The sequence below is a fragment of the Streptomyces sp. NPDC008001 genome (genome assembly GCF_042958085.1).
Taxonomy (GTDB): Bacteria; Actinomycetota; Actinomycetes; order Streptomycetales; family Streptomycetaceae; genus Streptomyces.
Genome location: NZ_JBIBIZ010000006.1, coordinates 136264 through 161921, shown reverse-complemented (window position 1 = coordinate 161921; position 25658 = coordinate 136264). Strand labels below are relative to the sequence as shown.

The 25658-nt window shown below is 72.7% G+C and carries 24 protein-coding genes; 11 read left to right on the top strand and 13 right to left on the bottom strand.

The window, feature by feature from the left end; translation table 11 throughout:
* Positions 1-250: 250 nt before the first annotated feature.
* From ACFZCD_RS17365 to ACFZCD_RS17345, 5 genes are all read left to right on the top strand, one after another.
* Positions 251-1924, top strand: a complete 1674-nt coding sequence (locus tag ACFZCD_RS17365; protein WP_391832240.1) for an ABC transporter ATP-binding protein — start codon at positions 251-253, stop codon at positions 1922-1924.
* On the top strand, positions 1921-3027 hold the full coding sequence (locus ACFZCD_RS17360; protein WP_391831600.1) for an ABC transporter permease: 1107 nt from the start codon (positions 1921-1923) through the stop codon (positions 3025-3027). The genes ACFZCD_RS17365 and ACFZCD_RS17360 overlap by 4 nt, the downstream gene beginning before the upstream one ends.
* Entirely contained in the window at positions 3024-4316 is a 1293-nt protein-coding gene (locus ACFZCD_RS17355) for an ABC transporter permease (RefSeq protein WP_391831598.1), read from the top strand. The genes ACFZCD_RS17360 and ACFZCD_RS17355 overlap by 4 nt, the downstream gene beginning before the upstream one ends.
* Positions 4313-4708 carry a cytidine deaminase gene (locus ACFZCD_RS17350; RefSeq protein ID WP_391831596.1) on the top strand — a complete coding sequence of 132 codons (396 nt, stop codon included), beginning with the start codon at positions 4313-4315 and terminating at the stop codon, positions 4706-4708. Before ACFZCD_RS17355 ends, ACFZCD_RS17350 begins: the two co-directional genes overlap by 4 nt.
* Positions 4709-4804: 96 nt before the next feature.
* Positions 4805-6088 (top strand): thymidine phosphorylase, encoded by a 1284-nt coding sequence (locus ACFZCD_RS17345; protein ID WP_391831594.1) that lies wholly within the window; start codon positions 4805-4807, stop codon positions 6086-6088.
* Positions 6089-6163: 75 nt separating this feature from the next.
* Here ACFZCD_RS17345 and ACFZCD_RS17340 read toward each other — a convergent pair whose 3' ends face one another.
* On the bottom strand, positions 6164-7471 hold the full coding sequence (locus tag ACFZCD_RS17340; protein WP_391831592.1) for an MFS transporter: 1308 nt from the start codon (positions 7469-7471) through the stop codon (positions 6164-6166).
* Positions 7472-7507: 36 nt separating this feature from the next.
* On the opposite strand from ACFZCD_RS17340, the gene ACFZCD_RS17335 reads away from it, so the two are divergent.
* A complete protein-coding gene (locus tag ACFZCD_RS17335; RefSeq protein WP_391831590.1) occupies positions 7508-8521 on the top strand; it encodes a LysR substrate-binding domain-containing protein in 1014 nt (337 codons plus the stop codon).
* A 203-nt stretch (positions 8522-8724) separates the two neighbouring features.
* On the opposite strand, the gene ACFZCD_RS17330 is transcribed toward ACFZCD_RS17335, so the two are convergent.
* Positions 8725-9534 carry an alpha/beta hydrolase gene (locus ACFZCD_RS17330; RefSeq protein WP_391831588.1) on the bottom strand — a complete coding sequence of 270 codons (810 nt, stop codon included), beginning with the start codon at positions 9532-9534 and terminating at the stop codon, positions 8725-8727.
* A 103-nt stretch (positions 9535-9637) separates the two neighbouring features.
* Between ACFZCD_RS17330 and ACFZCD_RS17325 the strand changes: the two genes are divergently transcribed.
* Positions 9638-10753: an adenosine deaminase gene (locus ACFZCD_RS17325; protein WP_391831586.1), complete on the top strand. Its 1116-nt coding sequence runs from the start codon at positions 9638-9640 to the stop codon at positions 10751-10753.
* 188 nt (positions 10754-10941) lie between these two features.
* A complete protein-coding gene (locus tag ACFZCD_RS17320; protein WP_391831584.1) occupies positions 10942-11373 on the top strand; it encodes a hypothetical protein in 432 nt (143 codons plus the stop codon).
* A gap of 118 nt (positions 11374-11491) precedes the next feature.
* Here the strand turns inward: ACFZCD_RS17320 and ACFZCD_RS17315 are convergent, their stop codons facing one another.
* The 5 genes from ACFZCD_RS17315 to afsQ1 form a co-directional block, all read right to left on the bottom strand.
* Positions 11492-11713: a PspC domain-containing protein gene (locus ACFZCD_RS17315; protein ID WP_391831582.1), complete on the bottom strand. Its 222-nt coding sequence runs from the start codon at positions 11711-11713 to the stop codon at positions 11492-11494.
* 118 nt (positions 11714-11831) lie between these two features.
* Complete coding sequence (locus tag ACFZCD_RS17310; RefSeq protein WP_391832238.1) at positions 11832-12386, bottom strand: VanZ family protein; 555 nt, start codon at positions 12384-12386, stop codon at positions 11832-11834.
* Positions 12387-12563: 177 nt separating this feature from the next.
* Entirely contained in the window at positions 12564-13169 is a 606-nt protein-coding gene (locus ACFZCD_RS17305; protein WP_391831580.1) for a hypothetical protein, read from the bottom strand.
* Positions 13166-14671 carry an ATP-binding protein gene (locus ACFZCD_RS17300; RefSeq protein WP_391832237.1) on the bottom strand — a complete coding sequence of 502 codons (1506 nt, stop codon included), beginning with the start codon at positions 14669-14671 and terminating at the stop codon, positions 13166-13168. Before ACFZCD_RS17300 ends, ACFZCD_RS17305 begins: the two co-directional genes overlap by 4 nt.
* Positions 14672-14709: 38 nt before the next feature.
* Entirely contained in the window at positions 14710-15387 is a 678-nt protein-coding gene (afsQ1, locus tag ACFZCD_RS17295) for a two-component system response regulator AfsQ1 (RefSeq protein ID WP_173864811.1), read from the bottom strand.
* Between the two features lie 215 nt (positions 15388-15602).
* Here afsQ1 and ACFZCD_RS17290 point away from each other — a divergent pair, with 215 nt between their 5' ends.
* A complete protein-coding gene (locus ACFZCD_RS17290; protein ID WP_391831578.1) occupies positions 15603-16373 on the top strand; it encodes a SigE family RNA polymerase sigma factor in 771 nt (256 codons plus the stop codon).
* Positions 16374-16574: 201 nt separating this feature from the next.
* Here ACFZCD_RS17290 and ACFZCD_RS17285 read toward each other — a convergent pair whose 3' ends face one another.
* Complete coding sequence (locus ACFZCD_RS17285) at positions 16575-17234, bottom strand: uridine kinase (protein ID WP_391831576.1); 660 nt, start codon at positions 17232-17234, stop codon at positions 16575-16577.
* Between the two features lie 169 nt (positions 17235-17403).
* Here ACFZCD_RS17285 and ACFZCD_RS17280 point away from each other — a divergent pair, with 169 nt between their 5' ends.
* A complete protein-coding gene (locus ACFZCD_RS17280; protein ID WP_391831574.1) occupies positions 17404-17814 on the top strand; it encodes a hypothetical protein in 411 nt (136 codons plus the stop codon).
* A gap of 260 nt (positions 17815-18074) precedes the next feature.
* Here ACFZCD_RS17280 and ACFZCD_RS17275 read toward each other — a convergent pair whose 3' ends face one another.
* From ACFZCD_RS17275 to deoC, 3 genes are read right to left on the bottom strand one after another with little or no spacing between them, the layout of a single operon-like run.
* Positions 18075-18962 carry an aldehyde dehydrogenase family protein gene (locus ACFZCD_RS17275; RefSeq protein ID WP_391831572.1) on the bottom strand — a complete coding sequence of 296 codons (888 nt, stop codon included), beginning with the start codon at positions 18960-18962 and terminating at the stop codon, positions 18075-18077.
* Complete coding sequence (locus tag ACFZCD_RS17270) at positions 18955-20406, bottom strand: aldehyde dehydrogenase family protein (RefSeq protein WP_391831570.1); 1452 nt, start codon at positions 20404-20406, stop codon at positions 18955-18957. Before ACFZCD_RS17270 ends, ACFZCD_RS17275 begins: the two co-directional genes overlap by 8 nt.
* A gap of 5 nt (positions 20407-20411) precedes the next feature.
* A complete protein-coding gene (gene deoC / locus ACFZCD_RS17265) occupies positions 20412-21395 on the bottom strand; it encodes a deoxyribose-phosphate aldolase (RefSeq protein WP_391832235.1) in 984 nt (327 codons plus the stop codon).
* 646 nt (positions 21396-22041) lie between these two features.
* Here deoC and ACFZCD_RS17260 point away from each other — a divergent pair.
* Positions 22042-22605, top strand: a complete 564-nt coding sequence (locus ACFZCD_RS17260) for a PH domain-containing protein (protein WP_391831568.1) — start codon at positions 22042-22044, stop codon at positions 22603-22605.
* A 67-nt stretch (positions 22606-22672) separates the two neighbouring features.
* On the opposite strand, the gene ACFZCD_RS17255 is transcribed toward ACFZCD_RS17260, so the two are convergent.
* Together ACFZCD_RS17255 and ACFZCD_RS17250 are read right to left on the bottom strand one after the other, a co-directional pair.
* Positions 22673-24367 (bottom strand): phospho-sugar mutase, encoded by a 1695-nt coding sequence (locus ACFZCD_RS17255; RefSeq protein WP_391831566.1) that lies wholly within the window; start codon positions 24365-24367, stop codon positions 22673-22675.
* Between the two features lie 382 nt (positions 24368-24749).
* The gene (locus tag ACFZCD_RS17250) at positions 24750-25571 is read right to left on the bottom strand and encodes a purine-nucleoside phosphorylase (RefSeq protein WP_391831564.1); all 822 of its coding nucleotides are present in this window, start codon (positions 25569-25571) and stop codon (positions 24750-24752) included.
* Positions 25572-25658 lie beyond the last annotated feature (87 nt).

Here is a 25658-nt window from a genome sequence, read left to right as displayed (position 1 = left end):
CCGGCGCCTCCCGGCCGGTCCTCCTGACCGGCCGGACCCGCAAGGCCACGGGCCCGGTGAGAGAGAGGACCTCTCCACCGGGCCCGTACACACGCCCCCGGCCTCCGGTCGGGGGCACTGCGGCCGACGCTACGCGCGTAGCGTCCCGTTGACGCGTGTAGCGTCACCCCCGCCCGTCGGAGCTCCACCCGGTCCCCGCCCGGACGGCTCCGCTCCTTCCTCCCGCTCCCTTCCCCGAGGAGAGTGCGCCATCAAAGCGTCCACCAGTACCGAAGCCGCAGGTACGCAGGCCCCCGCAGTAGAACTCGAGGGCATCACCAAGCGGTTCCCCGGTGTCGTGGCCAACCACGACATCCGCCTCACGGTCCGCCGCGGCACCGTCCACGCCCTCTGCGGCGAGAACGGCGCCGGCAAGTCGACCCTGATGAAGATCCTCTACGGCATGCAGAAGCCGGACGAGGGCACGATCACGCTCGACGGCGAGCAGGTCACCCTGCACAGCCCGGGCGACGCCATCGCGCGCGGCATCGGCATGGTGCACCAGCACTTCATGCTCGCCGACAACCTCACCGTCCTGGAGAACGTCGTCCTGGGCGCCGAGAAGCTGCACGGCATCGGCGGCAAGGCCCGCGCGAAGATCAAGGAGATCTCCGACGCGTACGGCCTGTCCGTCCGCCCGGACGCCCTCGTGGAGGACCTCGGCGTCGCCGACCGCCAGCGCGTGGAGATCCTCAAGGTCCTCTACCGCGGCGCCCGCACGCTGATCCTCGACGAGCCGACCGCCGTGCTGGTCCCGCAGGAGGTCGACGCGCTCTTCGACAACCTGCGCGAGCTCAAGTCCGAGGGCCTCACGGTCATCTTCATCTCGCACAAGCTCGGCGAGGTGCTGTCCGTCGCCGACGACATCACCGTCATCCGGCGCGGCACCACCGTCGGCACCGCGGTCCCCAGCGAGACCACCCCCAAGCAGCTCGCCGAGCTGATGGTCGGCAGCGAGCTGCCCTCGCCGGAGACCCGCGAGTCGACCGTCACCGACGTCGAGATGCTGAAGGTGGACGGGCTGCACCTGTCGGCGACCGACCCCGACGGCGTGGTCCGCGCGGTCCTCGACGGCATCTCCCTGACCATCCACAAGGGCGAGGTCCTCGGCATCGCCGGCGTGGAGGGCAACGGCCAGGCGGAGCTCGTCGAGGCCATCATGGGCATGCGCGACCCCGACGGCGGCACGGTCGTCCTCGACGGAACCGACATCAGCCACGCGCCGACCCGCAAGCGGCGTGAGGGCGGCATCGGCTACGTCCCCGAGGACCGCCACCGGCACGGCCTGCTGCTGGAAGCCCCGCTGTGGGAGAACCGCATCCTCGGCCACGTCACCGAGAAGCCCAACAGCAAGCGCGGCGTCCTCGACAACAAGGCCGCCCGCACCGACACCGAGCGCATCGTGCGCGAGTACGACGTGCGCACGCCCGGCATCGAGGTCACCGCGGCCTCCCTGTCCGGCGGCAATCAGCAGAAGCTGATCGTCGGCCGCGAGATGAGCCACGCGCCCAAGCTCCTCATCGCCGCGCACCCCACCCGGGGCGTGGACGTCGGCGCGCAGGCGCAGATCTGGGACCAGATCCGCGAGGCGCGCCGCGAGGGCCTGGCGGTGCTGCTGATCTCCGCCGACCTGGACGAGCTGATCGGGCTCTCCGACACCCTGCGGGTGATGTTCCGCGGCCGCCTGGTCGCCGACGCCGATCCCGCCACGATCACCCCGGAGGAGTTGGGCTCGGCCATGACCGGCGCCGCAACCGGCCACCTCGAGCACACCGAGGACGCCGAAGAGACCGCCGCCGGCGAAGGCACGGACGCCACCGCCGCCGGCGAGGGCAACGCTGACAACGCCACCGACGAGGCCGCGGGGGAGGGTGACGACAAGTGAAGAAGATCGACAAGAACAAGGTGATCCTGGGCATCGCCGCCCCGCTCCTGGCCATCGTGGCCGCCCTGGTGATCACCTCGGTCATCATCGCCGCCACCGGCAAGGACCCGTTCCACGCCTACCAGGTGATGATCGACTTCGGCTCGAAGGCCGACAGCCAGGTCTGGATCGTCAACAAGGCGACCCCGTACTACCTGTCCGCGCTGGCCGTCGCCATCGGCTTCCGGATGAACCTCTTCAACATCGGCGTCGACGGCCAGTACCGCATCGCGGCCTTCTTCGCCGCGGTCGTCGGCGGTGCGCTCACGCTGCCGGGCATCATCCAGATCCCGGTCATCATCATCGTCGCGATGCTGGTGGGCGCGCTCTGGGCCGGCATCGCCGGTGTGCTGAAGACGACCCGGGGCGTCAGCGAGGTGATCAGCACCATCATGCTGAACGCCATCGGCGCCTCGGTCATCGCCTACTTCCTGCAGGACGGCCGCCTCGCGGTCAAGGAGGGCAACCTGGTCCACACGACCTACCTGCCCGCCTCGGCGCACTTCTTCGAGATCCCGACCACGCCCAAGCCGATCTACGGCTTCGTGATCGTCGCGGCGCTGGCCGGCCTCGCCTACTGGTTCGTGCTCGGCCGCACCCGCTTCGGCTTCGACCTGCGCACCGTCGGCCAGTCCGAGTCCGCCGCCCAGGCCTCCGGCGTCAGCGTCAAGCGCATGGTGATCACCGCCATGCTGCTCTCGGGCGCGATGGCCGGCCTCGTCGGCATGCCGACCCTGCTCGGCGTCTCGTACAACTACGGCACCGACTTCCCCGCCGGCATCGGCTTCACCGGCATCGCCATCGCCCTCCTGGGCCGCAACCACCCCATCGGCATGGTGGCCGGCGCGCTGCTCTGGGGCTTCCTGGACCGCACGAGCACCCAGCTGGAGTTCGAGGGCTACGCCCAGGAAGTCGTCGGCGTGATCCAGGGCGTCATCGTCCTGTGCGTCGTCATCGCCTATGAGCTCGTGCGCCGGTACGGGCTCAAGATGCAGCAGCGCAAGGTCGGCGAGGAGCTCGCCGCCCAGGCCCGTAAGAGCGACAAGGCGGAGGTTTCCGCGTGAGTACGACGACCTTCACCGCCGCCCTCGCCGGGCGACTGAGCGGCAAGAACAAGGACGGCAAGGGGCGGAAGCTCTCCTACCCCGTCGTCCTCCTGATCATCGCGGGTGCCCTGCTCCTGCTCTCCGCTCTGCGGATGATCACGGACGCCAGTGACCTGACCTCGTCGGGCCAGTACAGCTCCGCCCTCGCCGCGGCCGTGCCGATCGGCCTCGCCGGCCTCGGCGGGCTGTGGGCCGAGCGCGCGGGCGTCGTCAACATCGGCCTCGAAGGCATGATGATGCTCGGCACCTTCTGTGCCGGCTGGATGGGCTGGCAGCACGGCCCGTGGGTCGCGGCGCTCGCCGGTGTCATCGGCGGCGCGGCCGGCGGCCTCGTGCACGCGGTCGCCACCGTCACCTTCGGCGTCGACCAGATCATCTCCGGTGTGGCCATGAACATCCTGGCCCTCGGCGTCACGCAGTACTTCGCCAAGCTGCTGTTCGGCGCGGAGGGCAGCGCGGCCCAGCAGGCGGGCGGCAACGACAAGCAGTCGCCCGTCATGCCCGACATGCCGAACTTCTCCATCCCGGGCCTGTCCGGCTGGCTCGGCGACATCGAGAAGCACCACTGGTTCCTCGTCTCCGACCTCGCCGGCATCGTCCGCGGCCTGGTCACCAACGTGTCGTGGCTGACGATCGTCGCCGCGCTGCTCTTCGCCGGCACCTTCTACGTGCTGTGGCGCACCGCCTTCGGCCTGCGCCTGCGCTCGTGCGGCGAGAGCCCGGTGGCCGCCGAGTCCCTCGGCGTCAACGTCTACACGTACAAGTACGCGGCCGTGGTCGTCTCCGGCGCCCTCGCGGGCCTCGCCGGCGCGTTCCTCGCCATCGGCACGCACATGTACTCCGACGGCCAGACCGCCGGCCGCGGCTACATCGGTCTCGCCACCATGATCTCCGGCAACTGGCGGCCGGGCGGCGTGGCCATGAGCGCCGGCCTGTTCGGCTTCATGGACAGCCTCCAGCTGCGCTCCGGCGGCCCGACCGTCCACGCGCTGCTGCTGCTCCTGGCCGCGCTGCTGATCGGCTTCGCCGCGTGGCGGCTCAAGGCCGGCAAGCACCGGGCCGCGATCATGGCCGGTGCGATCGGCGTCCTGCTGATCGTCTGGTACGTCACGACCGACACCGTGCCGCTGGAGCTCGTCGTCGCGACCCCGTACGTGGCCACGCTGCTCGTCCTGTCGGTGTCCTCGCAGCGCCTGAGGATGCCCAAGGCGAACGGCAAGCCGTACCGGAAGGGCCAGGGCAAGTGACCGACTCCCCCGACTGGGAGGCCCTGCGCGGGCTGGCCCGGGACGCCATGTCCCGGGCCTACGCCCCGTACTCCGGCTTCCCCGTGGGCTCCGCGGCCCTCGTCGACGACGGCCGCACCGTGACCGGCTGCAACGTGGAGAACGCGGCGTACGGCGTCGCCCTGTGCGCCGAGTGCGGCCTCGTCTCGGAGCTGGTCGCCACCGGCGGCGGCCGGCTCGTGGCCTTCACCTGCTGCGACCGGCACGGCAACGTGCTCATGCCCTGCGGGCGCTGCCGGCAGCTGCTGTGGGAGCACGGCGGCCCGGAGCTCGCCGTCGACACGACGACGGGCATCCGCCCGCTGGCGGAGCTCCTGCCGGATGCGTTTGGGCCCGCTGACCTGAATCGTTAAAGATGTCCTTAAGCGCCGGAGGGGTTGTGTGATGCAGCCCCTCCGGGTCACTTTCCGGCCCCGGGAAGACCTGAGGACTACGAACTTAAGGAAAATGTGCTGATGGACGCCATTTCCGTGATCCGCGCCAAGCGCGACCGCGGTCGACTGACCGACGAGCAGATCGACTGGGTCATCGACGCGTACACGCGCGGCGAAGTCGCCGACGAGCAGATGTCCGCGCTCGCGATGGCCATCCTCCTCAACGGCATGGACCGTGCGGAGATCGCGCGCTGGACCGCCGCGATGATCAAGTCGGGCGAGCGCATGGACTTCTCCTCGCTGCCCGTGCCGACCTCGGACAAGCACTCCACGGGCGGCGTCGGCGACAAGATCACCCTGCCGCTGGCCCCCCTCGTCGCCGCCTGCGGCGCGGCCGTCCCGCAGCTCTCCGGCCGCGGCCTCGGCCACACCGGCGGCACGCTGGACAAGCTGGAGTCCATCCCCGGCTGGCGCGCGCTCCTCTCGAACGACGAGATGATGGACGTCCTGCGCAACGTCGGCTCCGTCATCTGCGCCGCGGGCGACGGCCTGGCCCCGGCCGACAAGAAGCTCTACGCGCTGCGCGACGTGACCGGCACGGTCGAGGCCATCCCGCTGATCGCCTCCTCCATCATGTCCAAGAAGATCGCCGAGGGTACGGGCTCGCTCGTCCTGGACGTGAAGGTCGGCTCCGGCGCCTTCATGAAGAACATCGAGGACGCGCGCGAGCTGGCGTCCACGATGGTGGGCCTGGGCACGGACCACGGCGTCAAGACCGTGGCCCTCCTGACGGACATGTCCACCCCGCTCGGCCTCACCGCGGGCAACGCCCTCGAGGTCCGCGAGTCCGTCGAGGTCCTGGCGGGCGGCGGCCCGGCGGACGTCGTCGAGCTGACCATCGCGCTCGCCCGCGAGATGCTCGACGCGGCCGGCATCAAGGACGCCGACCCGGCCAAGGCGCTGCGCGACGGCACCGCCATGGACCACTGGCGCCGCATGATCCAGGCCCAGGGCGGCGACCCGGACGCGGCCCTCCCGGTCGCCCGCGAGCAGCACGTGGTGACCGCGACCGCCTCCGGCGTCCTCACCAAGCTCGACGCCTACGCCGTCGGCGTCTCCGCCTGGCGCCTGGGTGCGGGCCGCGCCCGCAAGGAGGACCCGGTGCAGTTCGGCGCGGGCATCGAGATGCACGCCAAGCCGGGCGAGAAGGTCACCGAGGGCCAGCCCCTCATGACCCTCCACACGGACACCCCGGAGAAGTTCGACTACGCGCTGAAGGCCCTTGAGGGCGGCGTGGAGATCGCCCCGGCGGGCACGGACTTCACGGCGAACCCGATCGTGCTGGACCGGATCGCGTAACGCGACGCGAGCACATCCCGCGAAACGGGGCCGGCGGACGTCCGCCGGCCCCGTTTCGCACGTCTGGGGACCGGGCTATGCCCGGAGCGCGGCCTCGCGGCGGCGTTCCAGCAGAGCGCGGCGCGTCGCGTACAGCGTGATCGACGCCGCCCCCACCATCGCCAGCAGCCCCAGCACCACCGTGCCGTCCCAGCCGCCCGCCCCGAAGGCCAGCGCGCCGAGCGTGCCGCCGACCGACGAGCCCAGGTAGTAGGCCGTCTGGTAGAGCGCCGAGGCCTGGGCGCGGCCCGTCTTCGCGGCGCGGCTGACCGAGGACGACGCCACCGCGTGGCCCGCGAAGAAGCCCGCCGTGATCAGGACCAGCCCGGCCAGCACGCCGGCCAGCGACGACGACAGCGACAGCAGCAGGCCCAGCGTCGTCGTGCTCACCGCCAGGTACAGCGCCCCGCGGCGGCCCAGCCGGCCGACCAGCTTGCCGGCCGCGGCCGACGAGGCCGTGCCCACCAGGTAGATCAGGAAGACCGAACCGACCACGCCCTGCGGAAGGGAGAACGGAGCCTCGCCCAGCCGGTAGCCGATCACGGTGTAGACCGCGCCGAACACCGTCATGAAGAGCGCGCCGATCGCGTACAGCCGGCGCAGCAGCGGGTCGGACAGGTGCCCGGCGACCGTACGGGCCAGGCGCTTCGGCGACACCGCCGCCGGCCTGAAGTGCCGCGCCCGCGGGATCAGCACCCGGAAGGCCAGCGCGCACACCACCGCCAGTGCTCCCACCGCGGCCAGTCCCGCACGCCAGCCCCACGCCTGGGCGACCCAGCCCGCGAGGATGCGGCCGGTCATGCCGCCGATGCTGTTGCCCGCCACGAACAGGCCGATCGCGCCGACCAGCGCCCTCGGCCGGACCTCCTCCGCGAGGTAGGCCATCGCCGACGCCGGCACGCCCGCCAGCGCCGCGCCCTGCACCGCGCGCAGCGCGACCAGCCAGCCCAGGCTCGGCGCGAGCGGCACGAGCAGGGCCACGCACGCGGCCACGCACAGCGAGGCGGTCATCATCGTGCGGCGCCCGAAGCGCTCGGAGAGGGCGCTGAGCGGGACGACGGCGAGCGCGAGCCCGCCCGTCGCGGCGGACACCGTCCAGCTGGCCTGATCGGCCGTCACCCCGAGGCCGGCGGAGATCGCGGGCAGCAGCGCCTGCGTGGAGTAGAGGAGGGCGAACGTGGCGACGCCCGCGGCGAACAGGGCGAAGCTCATCCGGCGGTAGCCGGGGCCGCCCGGCTCCAGCCGGGTGTCCTCGTGGGACGGGGAAGTGGAAGGAAGGGACGACGGAACAGAGGCACCCGAGCGCACGATGACGCTGGATGCCCCGGTATCGGCAGGAGGCATGCCAAAACCGTAGGCAGCGCCCGGCTGATGCGTCCAATGCACAGAATGGCGATAATCGATCCTGTGTTGCATGAACGCAGGTCACAGCGATCGTTGTCACCGGCCGGCAATGAAAAAGACATCCCCGTAACAGCGGATGTCGAGGCCGGCTCCTGGGCCGTCACCCTCACGCCGCGCCTCGCCCAGTTCGTGGCCGTTGCCCGCCACGAGCACGTCACGCGCGCCGCGCAGCAGCTCGGCACGCCCCAGTCCACGCTCAGCCGCTCGATGGCCCGCCTCGAAGCCGACCTGGGCGTCGCCCTGTTCGCCCGCCACGGCCGCACGCTCTCGCTGACCGCGGCCGGCCGCACCTTCCTCGCCACCGTCGAGCGGGCCCTCTCGGAGGTCGACCGCGCCGCCGAGTCCGTACGGGCCGACGCCGACCCCGCCGCGGGCAAGGTTGCCTTCGGCTTCCTGCACACCCTCGGCTCCGAGACCGTACCCGAGCTCATCCGCGCCTTCCGCGCCGACCATCCGCGCGTGCGGTTCCAGCTCGTGCAGAGCTACGGCGAGTCCATGCTGCAGCGCCTGCGCGACGGCGACCTCGACCTGTGCCTCACCTCGCCCGTGCCGGACGCCCCGGACCTCGTCGCCCGCCGCCTCGACGAGCAGAAGCTGCGCCTGGTCGTCCCCGACGACCACCCCCTCGCCTCCCGCAAGCGCATCCGCCTCGCCGAGGCCGCCGGCGAACTGTTCGTCACCCTCGAACCGGGTTACGGGCTGCGGCGCATCACCGACGCGGTCTGCGCGGAGGCGGGGTTCACCCCGAAGGTCGCCTTCGAGGGTGAGGAGGCGGAGACGCTCCGCGGCCTCGTCGCGGCGGGCCTCGGCGTGGCTTTGCTGCCGCCCCCCGCCGTCCCCCGTCCCGGCGTCGCCGAACTGACGGTCACCGCGCCCCGGGCCTTCCGCGAGATCGGCGTGGCCTGGCTGGACGGCCACCCGGACACGCCCCCGGTGGCTGCCTTCAAACGCTTCCTCCTGTCGCGCAGGGGGCAGTTGCTGCCGCGATAACGCACGGAGTTCTGCCGGTTCGGCACCGCCGTCACGCCCGTGGGGGGTTGCTCACCGCTGCGGCGGGATTTCTTTGCCTGCGGCAAAGCAGGGTTGCCGAGAGGCCTCGCCTCTCGAATCCGCCGCAGCGGCGAGCAACCGAACTCGGCGCTTCCGGCGGTGCCGAGCTCGGCGCACCCCGTGCGAGGGAGCGAACCGAACCCTCAATACCCCAGGCTCGTCCCGAAGCCGGAGGCCAGCGGCATGCGCAGGCCCAGGGGCGGCGGAGCCGCCAGGGCGTCGGTGACCGGGCGGGCGAAGTGGTGGCCGAAGAGCGAGCCGCGGACGAAGTCGACCACGAGCGCCTGGACTTCCGCCCGGTGCTGCCGCAGCCCGTGCCCGTCCGAGTGGACCTCGAAGCGGCACACGTCGCGGTTGACCTTCTTCGCCCGCTGGGCGAGCCGGAACGACAGATCGGGGTCCGTGCACTCGTCGTTGGTGCCGTGCACGATCAGCACGCGCCGCCCGCTCAGCTGCCGCACCGGGTCGGGCTCGGGAGCGGCCCGCCCCGGCTCCGGCAGCCAGGGCGCGAGGGCCAGCACCGAGGTCACCGCCGGATGCCCCGCGGCCAGCAGCGCCGCACGGCCCCCCATGTCCGTGCCGGCCAGGCACACCGGCACATCGCCGTAGCGCCGCCCCACCTCGTCCGCCGCCCACTCCGCGTCCCGCACCGGGTCCGCTGCCGAACCGTTCCACCCGCGCCGCCGGTAGTGGACGGCATGGACGACCAGCCCGTCCGCGGCGCTCGCCCCGGCCAGCCGGCGGGCCAGCGGCCGCTGCGCCGCGAGGGTCAGGGGCGAGGGCCGGCGGGTGCCCTCGGCGCGGCCGCCCGGCAGCAGCAGCACCACGCCGTGCACCGATCGCCCGGCGCCGAGCGGCTTTCCCAGCCGCGCCGTGTCCGTGCTCTCCCGCGGAGCGTCCGGCCGTCCGCGCGTTCCTTCCGGGTCCCGCTGAGGCAACGCTTGCTGAGCCATGGCAGAAACGATGGCAGAAGGTCCGGTGGTGTCCACCCCGCCGACGGGTCACCGTTCCGTATCGTTCGCTGATATCTACGCGCGTAGGGACTAGAGTGCCGAAATGACGACCGAGACCATCTCCCAACCCAACCCCGAACAGATCCGCCGCGCCCCCAAGGTCCTCCTGCACGATCACCTGGACGGCGGACTGCGCCCCGGCACGATCGTGGACCTGGCCCGTGAGACGGGCTACACCGGTCTTCCCGAGACCGACGCGGACAAGCTGGGCGTCTGGTTCCGCGAGGCGGCCGACTCCGGTTCGCTGGAGCGGTACCTGGAGACCTTCGCGCACACCTGCGCCGTGATGCAGACCCGCGAGGCCCTCGTCCGGGTGGCCGCGGAGTGCGCCGAGGACCTGGCCGAGGACGGCGTCGTCTACGCCGAGGTGCGCTACGCGCCGGAGCAGCACCTGGAGGCCGGGCTCAGCCTCGAAGAGGTCGTGGAGGCCGTGAACGAGGGCTTCCGCGAGGGCGAGCGCCGCGCCAAGGCCAACGGCCACCGCATCCGGGTGGGCGCGCTGCTCACCGCCATGCGGCACGCCGCCCGCGCCCTGGAGATCGCCGAACTGGCCAACCGCTACCGCGACTCCGGCGTCGTCGGCTTCGACATCGCGGGCGCCGAGGCGGGCTTCCCCCCCACCCGCCACCTGGACGCGTTCGAGTACCTCAAGCGCGAGAACAACCACTTCACCATCCACGCCGGCGAGGCGTTCGGCCTGCCGTCGATCTGGCAGGCGCTCCAGTGGTGCGGCGCGGACCGGCTCGGCCACGGCGTCCGCATCATCGACGACATCACGATCGGCGAGGACGGGAAGGCCGAGCTGGGCCGGCTCGCGTCCTACGTCCGGGACAAGCGCATCCCCCTGGAGATGTGCCCCACCTCGAACCTGCAGACCGGCGCGGCCACCTCGTACGAGGAGCACCCGGTCGGGCTGCTGCGCAAGCTGCATTTCCGGGCGACCATCAATACCGATAATCGCCTGATGAGCGGCACCAGCATGACCCGGGAATTCGAGCACCTGGTGAAGGCCTTCGGCTACACGCTGGACGACATGCAGTGGTTCACCGTCAACGCGATGAAGTCCGCGTTCATCCCATTCGATGAACGTCTGGCGATGATCAACGACGTGATCAAGCCGGGTTATGCCGAGCTCAAGTCGGAATGGCTCTTTCAGTAGGAGCTGACGGGCCCTTTCTGACCAGCGGCGTTCTCACCGGCGGCAACGCACGGTGAATCCGCGGGGAATACCGTGCGACGGCCGGGACTTTCGTGGTCCCGGCCGTGTCATTGATTGCGGCGGCCGGGAAGTCGTGGCTAGGTTGCAGTGCCGCTCGAAGAATCCCCCGTCGCGAGGACAGAATTCAGATGAAGCTCGGTAACTTCAGGACTCTCGGTGCCGCCGCCCTCGGTGTTGCCTTCGCCGCCGTCGCGGCGGGGAGCGCGCAGGCGGCCGGCCCCGCGGGGGCCGTCGAATCGCTCACGACCACCGCCCGGACCACGACGGCGGGACTGCCCATCCAGGAGGTGGCCCAGGTGGCTCCGGCGGGCGGCCCGGTCGTCGCCGCGGCGGACCGCGCGATCCAGAGCGGCATGCTGCAGGCCCCGTCCCGGGCCGTGGACCACGCCGTGGCGCCGCAGCTCCCCCAGGCCACCCAGGCACTCGGGGCGAAGAGCGCGACCAGGTCCGCCCCGGCCACGACCACCGGTCTGCCGACCGACAACAAGGGGAACGCGGGCCTGCTGGCCCCGCTGTCCGGGCTGCCGCTCGGCAGCCTTCCCGTGAACGGCATCGGCTGACCCCCGCGAGCCCGTACGACGGCGGGCCGTCCCCCGGATCTCGGTGTCCGGGGGACGGCCCGCCGTCCGCGTGCACGGAGCGTTCCCCGCGTACGGAGCGTTCAGCCGCGCAGAGCGCTCACCAGGAGTGCGCGGCCTCGCCGTGACCCCGGGAGGCGCTCTCCGAGGGCAGCAGGATCCACAGCGCGATGTAGAGCAGGAACTGCGGGCCGGGCAGCAGGCACGAAAGCAGGAAGATCACCCGCATCGTCGTGCGGGAGGTGCCGAAGCGCTCGGCCAGACCGGCGCACACACCGGCGATCATCCTGTGGTTGCGGGGGCGGACCAGCTTGGCGGACATGACGGTGACTCCTCGTCTCGCGGGATGACCGATACGGCGCGGGAACGTTTTCCCCGTCTCTCCCGTCGGCTTCCCGATGACTCCACGCTATGTCCGCGGGCCCGGCCGGAACGTCGGCCTAAGGGGCGATCCCGACCCTGGGGATCGTCGGGGTGACACCCTGAGGGGACTCCTCCCGGCGTACGGGCCGCGGCCGCCGGCCGTCACCCCTGCGACGGAGACGGGCCCGCGCCGCGGGGACCACGGCCAGGTGCACGGCCGCCACCCCCGTCACGTTCAGCAGCAGCGCGTCCACGTCCAGCACCTGGCCCACGACGCCGCTCTGCACCACCTGCAGCGCCAGCGAGATCATGGCGCTGGTGAAGACCGTGCGGGTCAGCGACCCCAGCGGCGACGCCGTGACGCGGCCCCGCGCCCAGGGCAGCAGCACGCCCAGCGGGGCGAGCGGCAGCACCCCGGCCCCTATGGCCCGCGCCGCCTCCCAGGGGCTCAGGGCCAGGTCGGCACGGATCGTGGCCAGCGGCTCCAGGTGCGCGGCGGACACCCAGGGCACCGTCAGCGGGCGCAGGGCGAGCCAGCCGACCGCCAGCAGATGGGCGACGAGCAGCACGCAGCCCGCGAGGCGGTAGCGGTATCGGAGGGCGGGCGTGCCGCCGTAACCATGACCCTGCACGCCCCACATGACGCGGTGCGCCGGTCGCACGGTTCCGGCCGACGGCGACGGAGAGTGGCGACGGGAGCCTCCGGCGGATTCCCGGGGCGCTCGGCGCTCCCCGCTACGGCATATGCCGCCGGACTCGCACCACGGCGTGGCGGCCCGGCGGTGCCGCGACCACCGCGGCGACGGGCCCTACGAAACCGCGGTGCCCGCGATGTCCGCGCTGTCCGGATGCACCCGGAGCTCGTCGGTGCACGCGTAGCTCAGCGGGCGCGCACCGGACGGCCCGCCCAGGACCACCGCCCGCTTCCCGTCGGCCGCGGCCGTCCCCGCGTACGTGCACACGAGCTGCGCCAGCCCGATCTGCGGGAGCTCCGCGGGGTCCTTGCTGAGCCGCAGCGTCCCGGCCGGGTCGCCGGGCCGCGGCCCGGCGACGGTCAGCCGCTGGGGCACGACCGTGGACATGCCCGCTTCGGTCTCCTCGGCCGACGGCGTCCTGCGGAGCTCGTCGAGCAGCAGCCGGGCGACGGCCACGGCGTCCTCGGAGGTCTCGGGCCCGGGGACGGGCCGGGTGACGGGCACCAGCTGCGAGGTGCACTCCAGCTGGACGGTCACCGTGGCGGCGCCCGAGGGGACGCTGTGCTCCGGCTTGACGACGCACGACGAGCGCGACGGCGCCCCGCCCGCGTCCACCGGCACCGCGGTGCCGCGGATGCCGCACGCCGTGGCCGAGCCGAGCAGGGCGAGGGTCAGCGCCGTGCCGCGCAGGGTCCTGCCCAGGTGCGGGGTCGTTCTCACTTGCCGCCCTTCCCGTTGCCGCCGTCGCGGTCCCCGGCGGGCTGCTCCGCGAGGTCCGAGGCGTCCCGGGGCAGGGTCAGGCTGAAGACCGCGCCGCCCTCGGGGGAGTTGGCCGCGGTGATCTCGCCGCCGTGGATGTGGGCGTTCTCCAGGGCGATGGACAGGCCGAGGCCGCTGCCCTCGGACCGCGGCCGGGAGGCGCTCGCCTTGTAGAAGCGGTCGAAGACGTGCGGCAGCACGTCCTCCGGGATGCCCGGGCCGTGGTCGCGCACGTCGATGCGCAGCGCGTCGTCCTCCGTGCGGACCGAGACGCGCACCGGGGAGCCGCCGTGCTTGAGGGCGTTGCCGATGAGGTTGGCGAGGATGACGTCCAGGCGCCGCGGGTCGAGCCGGGCCATGATGCCGCGCTCGGCGTCCAGCTCGACGGCGTCGAGCCAGGCGCGGGCGTCGATGCAGGCGGTGACCTGGTCGGCGACGTCCACGTCGTCCAGCACCAGCCGGGCCGTGCCCGCGTCGAAGCGGGTGACCTCCATCAGATTCTCCACCAGGTCGTTCAGCCTGCGGGTCTCGCTCACCACGAGCTGCACCGCCGGGGCGATCATCGGGTCGAGGCTGTCCGCCTCGTCCTCCAGCACCTCGGTCACCGCCGTGATGGCCGTGAGCGGGGTCCGCAGCTCGTGCGACATGTCGGCGACGAAGCGGCGGCTCGCGGCCTCCCGGGCGCTGAGCTCCTCGACGCGCTTCTCCAGCGACTCCGCGGTCTTGTTGAAGGTGCGCGACAGGTCGGCCAGTTCGTCGGTGCCGGAGACGCGCAGCCGGGTGTCCAGCTTGCCCTCGCCGAGCCTGCGGGCCGCGTCGCCGAGCCGCTGCACGGGCCGCAGCACGGTCGAGGCGGCGGCCTGCGCGAGCAGCGCGGAGCCGATCAGCGCCAGGCCGGTGGCGATGCCCAGCGACCAGGCCAGCGAGTTGAGGTCGGCGCGCTCGTTCTCCAGGGACTTCAGCAGATAGCCCGTGGGCCCGCCGCCGATCACCTTCGCGCCGCCCACCAGGTACGGCTTGCCCTCCAGCGTGATCCGCTGCCAGTACAGGTGGTAGGCGTAGCGGTTGGAGTCGTCCACGCGGCGCTCGCGGTTCACGGCCGCCTGCAGCGACTTGGGCACGACCTCCAGCGAGAACAGGTCGCGGTCGGACGGTGCGGCACAGGCCTTGCCGCCCTCGCCGTTGCCGATCAGCAGCACCTGGTACTTCTGCGACGTGGCCGCCATCCGGTCGGCCGCCGCCTGCAGCTCCTGGCAGGTCGGCCCGAGGGGCAGCGTGCCGGTGTTGTCCTGCAGGGACTTGCGGAAGTCGTCGAGCGCCGCGTCCTGGGTGCGGGTGAGCACCGCGTCCCGGTTGAGCCAGTAGGCGATCGCGGAGGCGGAGACGGCGGCGGCCAGGGCGACCAGCGCGAAGACCAGCATCAGCCGCAGCCGCAGGCTTATCCAGCGCAGGCTCGGCTTCATCACGTTCCGGGCCGCGGTCCAGCGCCGTACGCGTCCGGTCACTGGGGAGCGTCCAGGCGGTAGCCGACGCCGCGCACGGTGCGGATCAGGGTCGGGGACGACGGGACGTCCTCGACCTTGGCGCGCAGCCGCTGCACACAGGCGTCGACCAGCCGGGAGTCGCCCAGGTAGTCGTGCTCCCAGACCAGGCGCAGCAGCTGCTGGCGCGAGAGCGCCTGCCCCGGCCGGCGGCTGAGCTCCAGGAGCAGCCGCAGCTCGGTCGGGGTGAGCTGGAGCTCCTCGCCGTTCTTGGTCACCGTCATCGCGGACCGGTCGATGACCAGGGAGCCGAACGCGGCGGAGTCGTTGGTCTCGCGCTCGCCGCGGCGCAGCACCGCACGGATCCGGGCGTCCAGCACCCGGCCCTGCACGGGCTTGACCACGTAGTCGTCCGCGCCGGACTCCAGGCCCACGACGACGTCGATGTCGTCGCTGCGCGCGGTGAGCAGGATGATCGGCAGCTGGTCGGTGCGGCGGATCCGCCGGCACACCTCGAAACCGTCGATACCGGGCAGCATCACGTCCAGAACGATCAGATCCGGCCGTTGCTCGCGCAGCAGTTTGAGGCCGTCCTCGCCCGTCGCCGCGGTCACCACACGGTGGCCCTGACGGGACAGGGAGAACTCGAGAGCGGTGCGGATGGCGTCGTCGTCCTCGATCAGCAACAGGGAAGGCACGGTGGTCATTCTGGCCTACGTCTGGCCGGTCGTTCGACCGGTGCCCTCCGCGCGGGGTCCCGCAGCGCCACCCCGGAGCCCCCGCGAGCTGTTGCAGGGCTGTGACAGTCGGCGGACAACGCGATGAAACTGGCCCGGCAGGCTTTTGGTCATCGGGCAGCGAAGCCCGGTACGGAAATCGGACCGAGGCTGGCTCCACCGACGGGGGGCGCGAGATGAACACACTGCACAGCACCACGACAAGCGCAGTCATTCGCACGCGCCTGCACGACGCCGGACGGGGCCCGGAGAAGTCCGGTGCCGTGGGCGGGCGGGGGTGCGCCCGCGGCACCGGACGCGTTCGGCCGCCGTACATGGTGGCGATCGACGCGGTCACGTACGGGGAGGCCAAGGGGGCCGCGGGGGCGGCTCCGGCGGCCGCCACGGGGGAGAACACGGGGGCGTCCCGGACGGAGGCCGTGTCCGCCGAAGCGGCGTTCACCGCCTACGTCCAGGAGCGCCGGGCCTCCCTGTACGCGACCGCCTACCACCTGACCGGCGACCGGCACGAGGCGGAGGACCTGCTGCAGAGCGCGCTGTTCTCCACCTACCGGGCCTGGGACCGGATCACGGACAAGGCGGCCGTCGGCGGCTACCTGCGCCGCACGATGACGAACCTGCACATCAGCGCCTGGCGCCGGCGCAAGCTCAACGAGTACCCGACCGAGGAACTGCCGGAGATGCCCGGCGAGAGCGACGCGATGCGCGGCACCGAGCTGCGCGCGGTCCTCTGGCAGGCCCTCGCCCGGCTGCCCGAACTGCAGCGCACGATGCTCGTCCTGCGCTACTACGAGGGCCGTACGGACCCGGAGATCGCCGAGATCCTGGACATCAGCGTCGGCACGGTCAAGAGCAGCATCTGGCGCTCGCTGCGCCGCCTGCGCGACGACGAGGTCATCGGCTCCGGCCGGGACCAGCTGGAGTCCTTCGGCGAGCTCGTCGCCTGAGGCGGCGAGCGGGAGCGGGACACGAACGACAAGGGGCCCTGAACGGGGGGCGCTCGGGGGAGCGCGGACAGGGCCATGGGGGAGCGGAAGCGGGTCGGACAGCCGGGGGGCCTGTCCCGACCCGCTTCTGCGCGTCATCCGCACGACCGCGCGCGCCCCGGCGCGCTTCCGTGCGCGTCCGGTGTTCTGCTCCGGTGCCGGTCAGACGTTGACGACGCTCTCGCGGCGGCCCGCCGCCGCGGCGGCTATCCGGCCCATGGCCGTCTCCTTGCCGCACGCGTACGCACCCAGCGCAGTCTGACGGGCCACGATGCCGCGCTCGGCGCGCATCAGCCGCAGGCCGCGGCGGATCAGGTACGGCACGGGCTTGCGGGCCTCGCGCAGGTCGCGCGCCAGACGGCGGCGGAAGGTGGTCGAGGGGCGGCCGCGCAGGCACAGGGCGTCGGCCAGCACGCCCAGGTCGCGGCAGCGGTCGATGATGTCGGCGGCGAAGATGCCCTCGGCGATGAACAGCGGCGTGCGGCCGATGTCCAGGACGCTCGAGCCCGTGATCGAGCTGCTCGCGATGGAGTAGAGCGGCACCTCCGCCCGTGACGTGCGGCACAGCTGCTCGATCGCGGCGACGGCGGCGTCCGCGTCCCACGAGAGCGGGGAGTCCCAGTCGGTGCCCGAGCCGTCCGCGAGCAGCGGCAGCGTCGGGTCCGTGCATTCCTTGTAGAAGTCGTCCAGGTTGAGGACGGGCAGGCCGGTCAGGGCCGCGAGGGACGACTTTCCGGAACCGGACGGGCCGGTCAGCAGGATGACGCGCGCGGGGCTCAAATGGGGAGTCACGGGACACCAGTGTGAGGCATTGCTCCGCATGGGGGATCCCCCCGGGTCGCATGATGCGCACACCGTCACCACTCGCATACGCTGCGTTGTCGTTCGCTCGCATCCCAGACCCCGGCAGGTGGCCATGGCCTCGCACGCACGACACGCACACTCCGCCAGCAAGGCGTCGAGAGCGCTCCGGCGCCGGATGCTGCTGCGCGTGGGGCTGACGGTATCGGCGGGGGCGGCCTTCGCCGCGGGCGGCGCGGCCGCCGCGAGCGCCGACACCGGCATGGACACCGCCGGCATGGGCAGCGGCGTGGCCCGCGCCCAGCTCGGCGAGACCAACATCCCCGCCGCCATCAAGGGGGCCGACAAGGGCCTGGAGGCGGGCACCGAGGGCATCTTCGACACGGTCAAGACCCTGCGGACCAACCCGTTCGCCGGCACGCCCGTCGACCCGTTCGACAACACGGTGGGCACGAAGGTCGGCCCCATGCAGCCGGTCACCACCAAGCCGGCGACGCAGCCGATGTCCAAGGGCGGCAGCCTGACGGACCTGCCCGTGGCGAGCAACCTCACGTCGCTGCTGCCGACCGGGCGGCCCGCGGCGGCTCCGAAGGCGCACTGAGCCGGACGGACCTGAACGGACCCCGGACTGATCAGGGCGGATCCGGGCGTGGGGGGGGGGGGGGGGGGGGGGGGGGGGGCCCCCCCCCCCCCCCCCCCCCCCGCGGGCGCCCCCCGGGGCCCCCCCCCCCCCCCCCCCCCCCCCCCCCCCCCCGGCGCGGGGCGGCGCTTAGGGCCCCCGCGAGTTGCCGGGGGGGGGCGGGGGGGGGGGGGGGGGGGGGGGACCCGGCCCCCCCCCCCGCCTCCGCATGACCGCTCAGGTCAGTACGACGAACCGCCCGCGCCCAGCGAACCCGTCGGGTGCCAGACCGTGCGCGTCTCCAGGAACGCCGTCATGCGGTCCGTGCCGGGCGTCGCCGCCCAGTCCACAGCCTGTGGACGCAGCACGCGCTTCAGGTTGTCCGCCGCGGCGATCTCCAGCTCCTTCGCGAGCCCGGCGTCCGCGCCCGCGAGGTCGATCGCGTTGACGTCCTGGTGCGCGGCCAGCGACGGGGCGATCTCCGCCGTACGGCCCGACAGGACGTTCACGACGCCGCCCGGGACGTCGGAGGTGGCCAGCACCTCGCCCAGCGACAGGGCGGGCAGCGGGGCCTTCTCCGAGGCCACCACGACCACCGTGTTGCCGGTGGCGATGGCCGGGGCGATCACCGAGACCAGGCCGAGGAACGACGACTCCTGCGGCGCGAGCACGGCGACGACGCCGGTCGGCTCGGTGGAGGAGACGTTGAAGAACGGGCCCGCCACCGGGTTCGTCGCGCCGGTGATCTGGCCGATCTTGTCGGTCCAGCCCGCGTACCAGACCCAGCGGTCGATGGCCGCGTCCACCTGGGCCGTGGCCTTCGCCTTCGACAGGCCCTCGGCCTCGGCGACCTCCGCCACGAACTGGTCGCGGCGGCCCTCCAGCATCTCCGCGACGCGGTAGAGGACCTGGCCGCGGTTGTACGCGGTCGCGCCGGACCAGCCGCCGACGGCCTTGCGGGCCGCGACGACCGCGTCACGGGCGTCCTTGCGCGAGGACAGCGGAGCGTTGGCCAGCCAGTTGCCCTTCGAGTCCGTCACCTCGTACACCCGTCCGCTCTCGGAGCGGGGGAACTTGCCCCCGACGAACAGCTTGTAGGTCTTGAAGACACTCAGTCGTGCATCAGACATCGAGGTACGCCTCCAGGCCGTGGCGGCCGCCCTCGCGGCCGAATCCCGACTCCTTGAAGCCGCCGAACGGCGACGTCGGGTCGAACTTGTTGAACGTGTTGGCCCAGATGACACCCGCGCGCAGCTTGCTCGCGACGGCCAGCATGCGCGAGCCCTTCTCCGTCCAGATGCCGGCGGAGAGGCCGTACTGCGAGTTGTTCGCCTTGGCGACCGCCTCGCCCGGGGTGCGGAACGTCAGCACCGACAGGACCGGGCCGAAGATCTCCTCGCGGGCGATCCGGTGGGCCTGGGTGACGCCCGTGAACAGCGTCGGGCGGAACCAGAAGCCGTTCTCCGGCAGCTCGCAGGCCGGGGCCCAGCGCTCGGCGCCCTCGGCCTCGCCGCTGTCGGCCAGCTCGGTGATCCGGGCCAGCTGCTCGGCGGAGTTGATCGCGCCGATGTCGGTGTTCTTGTCCAGCGGGTCGCCGAGGCGCAGCGTGGACAGCCGGCGCTTGAGGGAGTCCAGCAGCTCGTCGTGGATCGACTCCTGGACCAGCAGGCGCGAGCCCGCGCAGCAGACCTGGCCCTGGTTGAAGAAGATGCCGCCCACGATGCCCTCGACGGCCTGGTCGATGGGCGCGTCGTCGAAGACGATGTTGGCGCCCTTGCCGCCCAGCTCCAGCGTGAGCTTCTTGTCCGTGCCCGCGACCGTGCGGGCGATGGCCTTGCCGACCGCCGTGGAGCCGGTGAAGGCGACCTTGTTGACGTCCTCGTGCGCGACGAGCGCGGCGCCCGTGGTGCCGTCACCCGTGACGATGTTGACGACGCCCTTGGGCAGGCCCGCCTGGCGGCAGATGTCCGCGAAGAACAGCGCCGACAGCGGCGTGGTCTCGGCCGGCTTGAGGACGACCGTGTTGCCCGTGGCGAGCGCCGGGGCGATCTTCCACGCCAGCATCAGCAGCGGGAAGTTCCACGGGATGACCTGGCCCGCGACGCCCAGCGGGCGGGGGTTCGCGCCGTAGCCCGCGTGGTCGAGCTTGTCGGCCCAGCCCGCGTAGTAGAAGAAGTGCGCGGCGACCAGGGGGAGGTCCGCGTCGCGGGTCTCCTTGATCGGCTTGCCGTTGTCCAGGGTCTCCAGGACGGCCAGCTCGCGGCTGCGCTCCTGGATGATCCGGGCGATCCGGAAGAGGTACTTGGCGCGCTCGGCGCCCGGCAGCGCCGACCACTTCTCGAAGGCCTTGCGGGCGGCCTTCACCGCGCGGTCCACGTCCTCCGCGGAGCCGTGGGCGACCTCGGAGAGCACCTCTTCGGTGGAGGGGCTGATCGTCTTGAGGACCTTGCCGCCGGTGGCCTCGGCGAACTCGCCGTCGATGAACAGGCCGTAGGACGGGGCGATGTCGACGACCGCGCGCGACTCGGGTGCGGGAGCGTATTCGAATGCCTTGGAGGCCATGTGGTTCGCCATGTCGGTCAGTCCACCGTCACGTAGTCGGGACCGGAGTAACGCCCGGTGCTCAGCTTCTGCCGCTGCATCAGCAGGTCGTTGAGGAGGCTGGAGGCGCCGAAGCGGAACCAGGTGTTGTCCAGCCACTCCTCGCCCACGGTCTCGTTGACCAGGACCAGGAACTTGATCGCGTCCTTGGTGGTGCGGATGCCGCCGGCCGGCTTCACGCCGACCTGGACGCCGGTCAGCGCGCGGAAGTCCCGCACGGCCTCCAGCATCAGCAGGGTGTTCGCCGGGGTGGCGTTGACCGCGACCTTGCCGGTCGAGGTCTTGATGAAGTCCGCGCCGGCCAGCATGCCGATCCAGGACGCGCGGCGGATGTTGTCGTACGTCGACAGCTCGCCGGTCTCGAAGATCACCTTGAGGCGGGCCCGGTCGCCGCACTCCGCCTTGACGGCCCGGATCTCCTCCAGGACGTCCATGTAGCGGCCGGCGAGGAAGGCGCCACGGTCGATGACCATGTCGATCTCGTCGGCACCGGCCTCGATGGCGTCCCGGGTGTCCGCGAGCTTGACCGGCAGCGCGGCGCGGCCGGCGGGGAACGCGGTGGCGACGGAGGCGACCTTCACGTCCGTGCCGGCGAGGACGGCCTTCGCCGTCGCCACCATGTCGGGATAGACGCAGACGGCCGCCGTGCGGGGCGTCGTCCGGTCGGTGGGGTCGGGGTTGACGGCCTTGGCGGCCAGGGCCCGGACCTTGCCCGGGGTGTCGGCACCCTCGAGCGTCGTGAGGTCGATCATCGAGATCGCCAGGTCGATGGCGTACGCCTTCGCCGTGGTCTTGATCGAGCGGGTGCCGAGCGAGGCGGCGCGGGCCTCCAGCCCGACCGCGTCGACCCCCGGGAGTCCGTGCAGGAAGCGGCGGAGCGCGCTGTCGGAGGCGGTCGCGTCCGCCAGCTCCTTCAGCCGCCCCGCGGCGTCGTTGCCGTGTGCGGGAACTGTGGTGGGCATGGTCACCAGATGAGCATATCTACGCGCGTAGCGCGTGTACACCCCTGTCGGAGTCGCCGCTCGTCGGAGCGGGGTGGCCGTCCGGCCGGGGGGCTGCGTGCGGGGCGCCGTACGCACGTGTTCTGCCGGGGCGGTGAGCAGGCACGATGAGGGAATTTGGCGGTGGGGGACGGGTATCGCGGCCGGGCCGCGGGTGCCGTACCGGTGGCGCGGGGCGGGTCTTGCGGCCTGGCCGCGGTGGCGTACCGGTGGTGCGAGACGGGTCTTGCGGTCTGGCCGCGGTGGCGTACCGGCGGTGCCGGATGGGTCTTGCGTGCCGGACGAGGCGTGCGGCTCGGCTGCTGGGCGTTGGGGCGGGCGTGTGCCGACCGTTCTTTCCGCCGGGGCGGTGAGCAGCCACGATGGTGGAGCCCGGCGGTGCCGGACGTGCCTCGCGGCCCGGCCGCAGTGCCGGACGAGGCTTGCGGCCCGGTCGCTGGGCGTTGGGGCGGGCATGTGCCGGTTGTTCTTTCCGCCGGGGCGGTGAGCAGCCACGATGGTGGAATCCGGCGGTGCCGGACGTGCCTCGCGGCCCGGCCGCGGTATCCCGGCGGTGCCGGAGCGGCCGTCCGGGGCCCCCGCGGGAGGCGTCAGGCAGAATCTGGCCATGATGACCCCCAGGCCCGAACAGGAATACGCCGACAGACGCTACCGCTCGCCCGCCGGCATGGCCGCCGGCGTGTTGCTGCTCGCGCTCGCCGGCTGGCTCGGCGGTGACGCGGCGATCCGCGGCGCTGGCCGTACGCCCTGGCTGGCGCTGGCCGGCCTGCTGTGCGTCGTGCCGCTGATCATCGCCTTCACCCTGCGGCCGGCCGTCTTCGCCGGGGCCTCGCGCCTGCTGGTGCGCAACCCGTTCCGGACGATCACGCTGCCGTGGGCGGCGGTGGACGCGGTGCGGGCCGGCTATTCGAGCGAGGTGCTGGCCGGCGGGGCCACGTACCAGCTGTGGTCCGTCCCCGTCTCGCTGCGGCAGCGGAAGCGGGCCGCTCGGGGCGGTGCGGACCAGCAGGCCCCGGCCGACCGGACCATCACCGAGCTGCAGGAGCTCGCCGAGCGGGGCGCCTCGCGCGAGGACGCGAAGGGCGAGGTCGCGGTGCGGTGGGCTTACGAGGTGCTGGTACCCGCCGCGGTGGGGCTGGTGCTGTTCGTGGTGTTGCTGGTGGCCGGCTGAGACGGTGACGCCGTCCGCCGGACGGCCTGACGGAATTCAGGCCGTCCGGCGGTGGCTGGGGCCCCGGTCAGATGCCCGCGGCCTGCGACAGGTCGGCCTTGATCGCGGCCAGGACCTCCGCGGCCTTGGCCCGCGCCCCCGCGAGCGCGGTCGCGTCGGCGACCGGGACCACGACCTCCAGGTAGCACTTGATCTTCGGCTCCGTGCCGCTCGGCCGGACGATCACCCGCGCGGCCGAGACGGCCCCGGACTCGTCACCGGCGAGGTGGTACCGCAGGCCGTCCGTGGGCGGCAGCGCCGCCGTGCCCTTGGCCAGGTCCTCGGCCGAGGTCACGTGCAGGCCCGCCAGGACCGCCGGCGGCTGCTCGCGCAGGCGCCGCATGGCGTCGGCGATCAGCGACAGGTCCTGGACGCGCACCGACAGCTGGTCCGTGGCGTGCAGGCCGTGCTCGACCGCCAGGTCGTCCAGGAGGTCGCCGAGCGTGCGGCCCTTCTGCTTCAGCTCCGCCGCCAGCTCGGCGACGAGCAGGGCCGCCGTGATGCCGTCCTTGTCGCGGACGCCCTCGGGATCGACGCAGTAGCCCAGCGCCTCCTCGTAGGCGTAGCGCAGGCCGTCGACGCGGGCCAGCCACTTGAAGCCGGTGAGCGTCTCCGTGTACGGGGTGCCGGTGCTCGCGGCGGCGATGCGGGAGAGCAGCGAGGACGAGACGATCGTCGTCGTGAACGTGCCGCGGGCGTTCTTGTGCACCAGGTGCGTGGCGAGGAGCGCGCCGACCTCGTCGCCGCGGAGCATGCGCCAGCCCTCGGCGGCGTCCGGGTCCGGGACGGCGACGGCGCAGCGGTCCGCGTCCGGGTCGTTGGCGATGACGATGTCCGGCCGGGCCTCGCGGGCGGTGGCGAACGCCAGGTCCATGGCGCCCGGCTCCTCCGGGTTCGGGAACACCACGGTCGGGAAGTCCGGGTCCGGCTCGGCCTGGGCGGCGACCACGGTCGGGGCGGGGAAGCCGGCCCGCTCGAAGGCGGCGGTCAGGACGTCGCGGCCGACGCCGTGCATGGGCGTGTAGACGACGCGGACGTCGCGGGCGGAGCCGCCGGTCAGGACGGCGTCGGTGCGCTCCAGGTAGGCGCCGACGACGTCCTCGTAGCGGAGGGTCTCCCAGCCGGCGGAGGGGCGCGGGACGTCGGCCAGGCTCTTGATCGCGGCGATCTCGGCGGCGATCTCCGCGTCGGCCGGCGGCACGATCTGGGAGCCGTCGCCGAGGTAGACCTTGTAGCCGTTGTCGCGCGGCGGGTTGTGGCTGGCCGTGACCTCGATGCCGGCGACGGCGCCCAGGTGGCGGATCGCGAAGGCGAGGACGGGGGTGGGGAGCGGCTTGGGCAGGACGGCCGCCTTGAGGCCGGCGCCGACCATGACGGCCGCGGTGTCGAGGGCGAAGTCGGCGCTCTTGTAGCGGGCGTCGTAGCCGATCACCACGGTGCCGTCGGTGTGGCCCTGCTTCTTGAGGTACGCGGCCAGGCCCGCGGCGGCGCGGATGACGACGGAGCGGTTCATGCGCATGGGGCCGGCGCCGAGCTCGCCGCGGAGGCCGGCGGTGCCGAACTGGAGGGTGCCGGCGAAGCGGGCGGCGAGGTCGGCGAGGTCGGCGGTGTCCCCGGCGGACGCGGCGTCGATGAGCCGGGCGAGCTCCTCGCGGGTGTCGGGGTCGGGGTCCTCGGCGAGCCAGGACCGGGCCTGGGCGATGAGGGCGTCGTCTCGCTCCACGGTGTCTCCTACGGAGGGTTTGTCTGGTGTGGTGTGGTCGGGCCGGTGACCGGTCGTCCGTGGGTCGGGGGCGGGGTGGGCCGGGGCTTCCGGGGCTGCATGATTTACGGGCCCTCTGGCCCAAGCTTGGCGTGCCCGGAAGCAGGGCCCACAAATCACGCGTTACGCCCCTTGCCAGCCCCGGCCCACCCCGCCCCCTCCCGCGCGTGCGCACCCGCGGGCCGGCTCGGGCCTTGGGCTTCCGGTAACGGGCGGGTGGGCGGGCGTGTCGCGCGCCGCAGGCGCGCGGGGGTGCCGGCACGGTGCCGCACCGGCTGCCGACCCCGGCAAGGGGAACGGCGCCGCACCCCGCGAGGGGAAACGGCGCCGTGGACCGGCAAGGTCAGAGCTTCGGGAGGACCTGGGCCAGCAGCTGGCCCATGCGGGACGCGGAGTCGCGCCCGGCCTGGAGGACCTCTTCGTGGTTGAGCGGCTCGCCCGTCATGCCGGCGGCGAGGTTCGTCACGAGGGAGATGCCCAGGACCTCGGCGCCCGCCTCGCGGGCCGCGATGGCCTCCAGCGTGGTGGACATGCCGACGAGGTCGCCACCGAGGGTGCGGACCATGCGGATCTCGGCCGGCGTCTCGTAGTGCGGGCCGGGGAGCTGGACGTAGACGCCCTCCTCCAGGGTCTCGTCCACCTCCTTGCAGAGCGCGCGCAGACGGCGGGAGTACAGGTCGGTGAGGTCGACGAAGTTGGCGCCGACGATCGGCGAGGTCGCCGTCATGTTGATGTGGTCGCTGATCAGCACGGGCTGGCCGGGGCGCATGCCGTCGCGGAGGCCGCCGCAGCCGTTGGTGAGGACGACGGTCTTGCAGCCGGCGGCGACGGAGGTGCGCACGCCGTGCACGACCGCGGCGACGCCACGGCCCTCGTAGTAGTGCGTGCGGCCCAGGAAGACCAGGGCGCGCTTCTCGTTGATCTTGTACGAGCGGACCGTGCCGGCGTGGCCCGCCACGGCGGCGGCGGTGAAGCCGGGGAGCTCGGTGACCGGGAACTCGGCCTCGGGGGTGCCGAGCGCCTCGGTCGCGGGGAGCCAGCCGCTGCCCATGACCAGGGCGACGTCGTGGGTCTCGGCGCCAGTGAGCTCGCGCAGACGGGCAGCGGCGGCGTCCGCCGCGGCGTACGGGTCGGCCTGGATGTCGGGAGTAACTGATGCGTTCACGCGGACGAGGGTAGCCGCTTCTCGCCTACGCGCGTAGATGTCACTGGTCACGGTGTTCCGATTGTTGCTTTGTGGATTGTGACGAGA

Coding starts and splice junctions, on each gene's coding strand:
- ACFZCD_RS17260 (WP_391831568.1), top strand. CDS start 22,042: ATGATGACCCCCAGGCCCGAACAGGAATACGCCGACAGACGCTACCGC.
- ACFZCD_RS17330 (WP_391831588.1), bottom strand. CDS start 9,534: ATGGCTCAGCAAGCGTTGCCTCAGCGGGACCCGGAAGGAACGCGCGGA.
- ACFZCD_RS17270 (WP_391831570.1), bottom strand. CDS start 20,406: ATGGCGAACCACATGGCCTCCAAGGCATTCGAATACGCTCCCGCACCC.
- ACFZCD_RS17340 (WP_391831592.1), bottom strand. CDS start 7,471: ATGCCTCCTGCCGATACCGGGGCATCCAGCGTCATCGTGCGCTCGGGT.
- ACFZCD_RS17290 (WP_391831578.1), top strand. CDS start 15,603: ATGAACACACTGCACAGCACCACGACAAGCGCAGTCATTCGCACGCGC.
- ACFZCD_RS17285 (WP_391831576.1), bottom strand. CDS start 17,234: ATGCGGAGCAATGCCTCACACTGGTGTCCCGTGACTCCCCATTTGAGC.
- ACFZCD_RS17325 (WP_391831586.1), top strand. CDS start 9,638: ATGACGACCGAGACCATCTCCCAACCCAACCCCGAACAGATCCGCCGC.
- ACFZCD_RS17275 (WP_391831572.1), bottom strand. CDS start 18,962: ATGTCTGATGCACGACTGAGTGTCTTCAAGACCTACAAGCTGTTCGTC.
- deoC (WP_391832235.1), bottom strand. CDS start 21,395: ATGCCCACCACAGTTCCCGCACACGGCAACGACGCCGCGGGGCGGCTG.
- ACFZCD_RS17300 (WP_391832237.1), bottom strand. CDS start 14,671: ATGAAGCCGAGCCTGCGCTGGATAAGCCTGCGGCTGCGGCTGATGCTG.
- ACFZCD_RS17335 (WP_391831590.1), top strand. CDS start 7,508: ATGCACAGAATGGCGATAATCGATCCTGTGTTGCATGAACGCAGGTCA.
- ACFZCD_RS17315 (WP_391831582.1), bottom strand. CDS start 11,713: ATGTCCGCCAAGCTGGTCCGCCCCCGCAACCACAGGATGATCGCCGGT.
- ACFZCD_RS17320 (WP_391831584.1), top strand. CDS start 10,942: ATGAAGCTCGGTAACTTCAGGACTCTCGGTGCCGCCGCCCTCGGTGTT.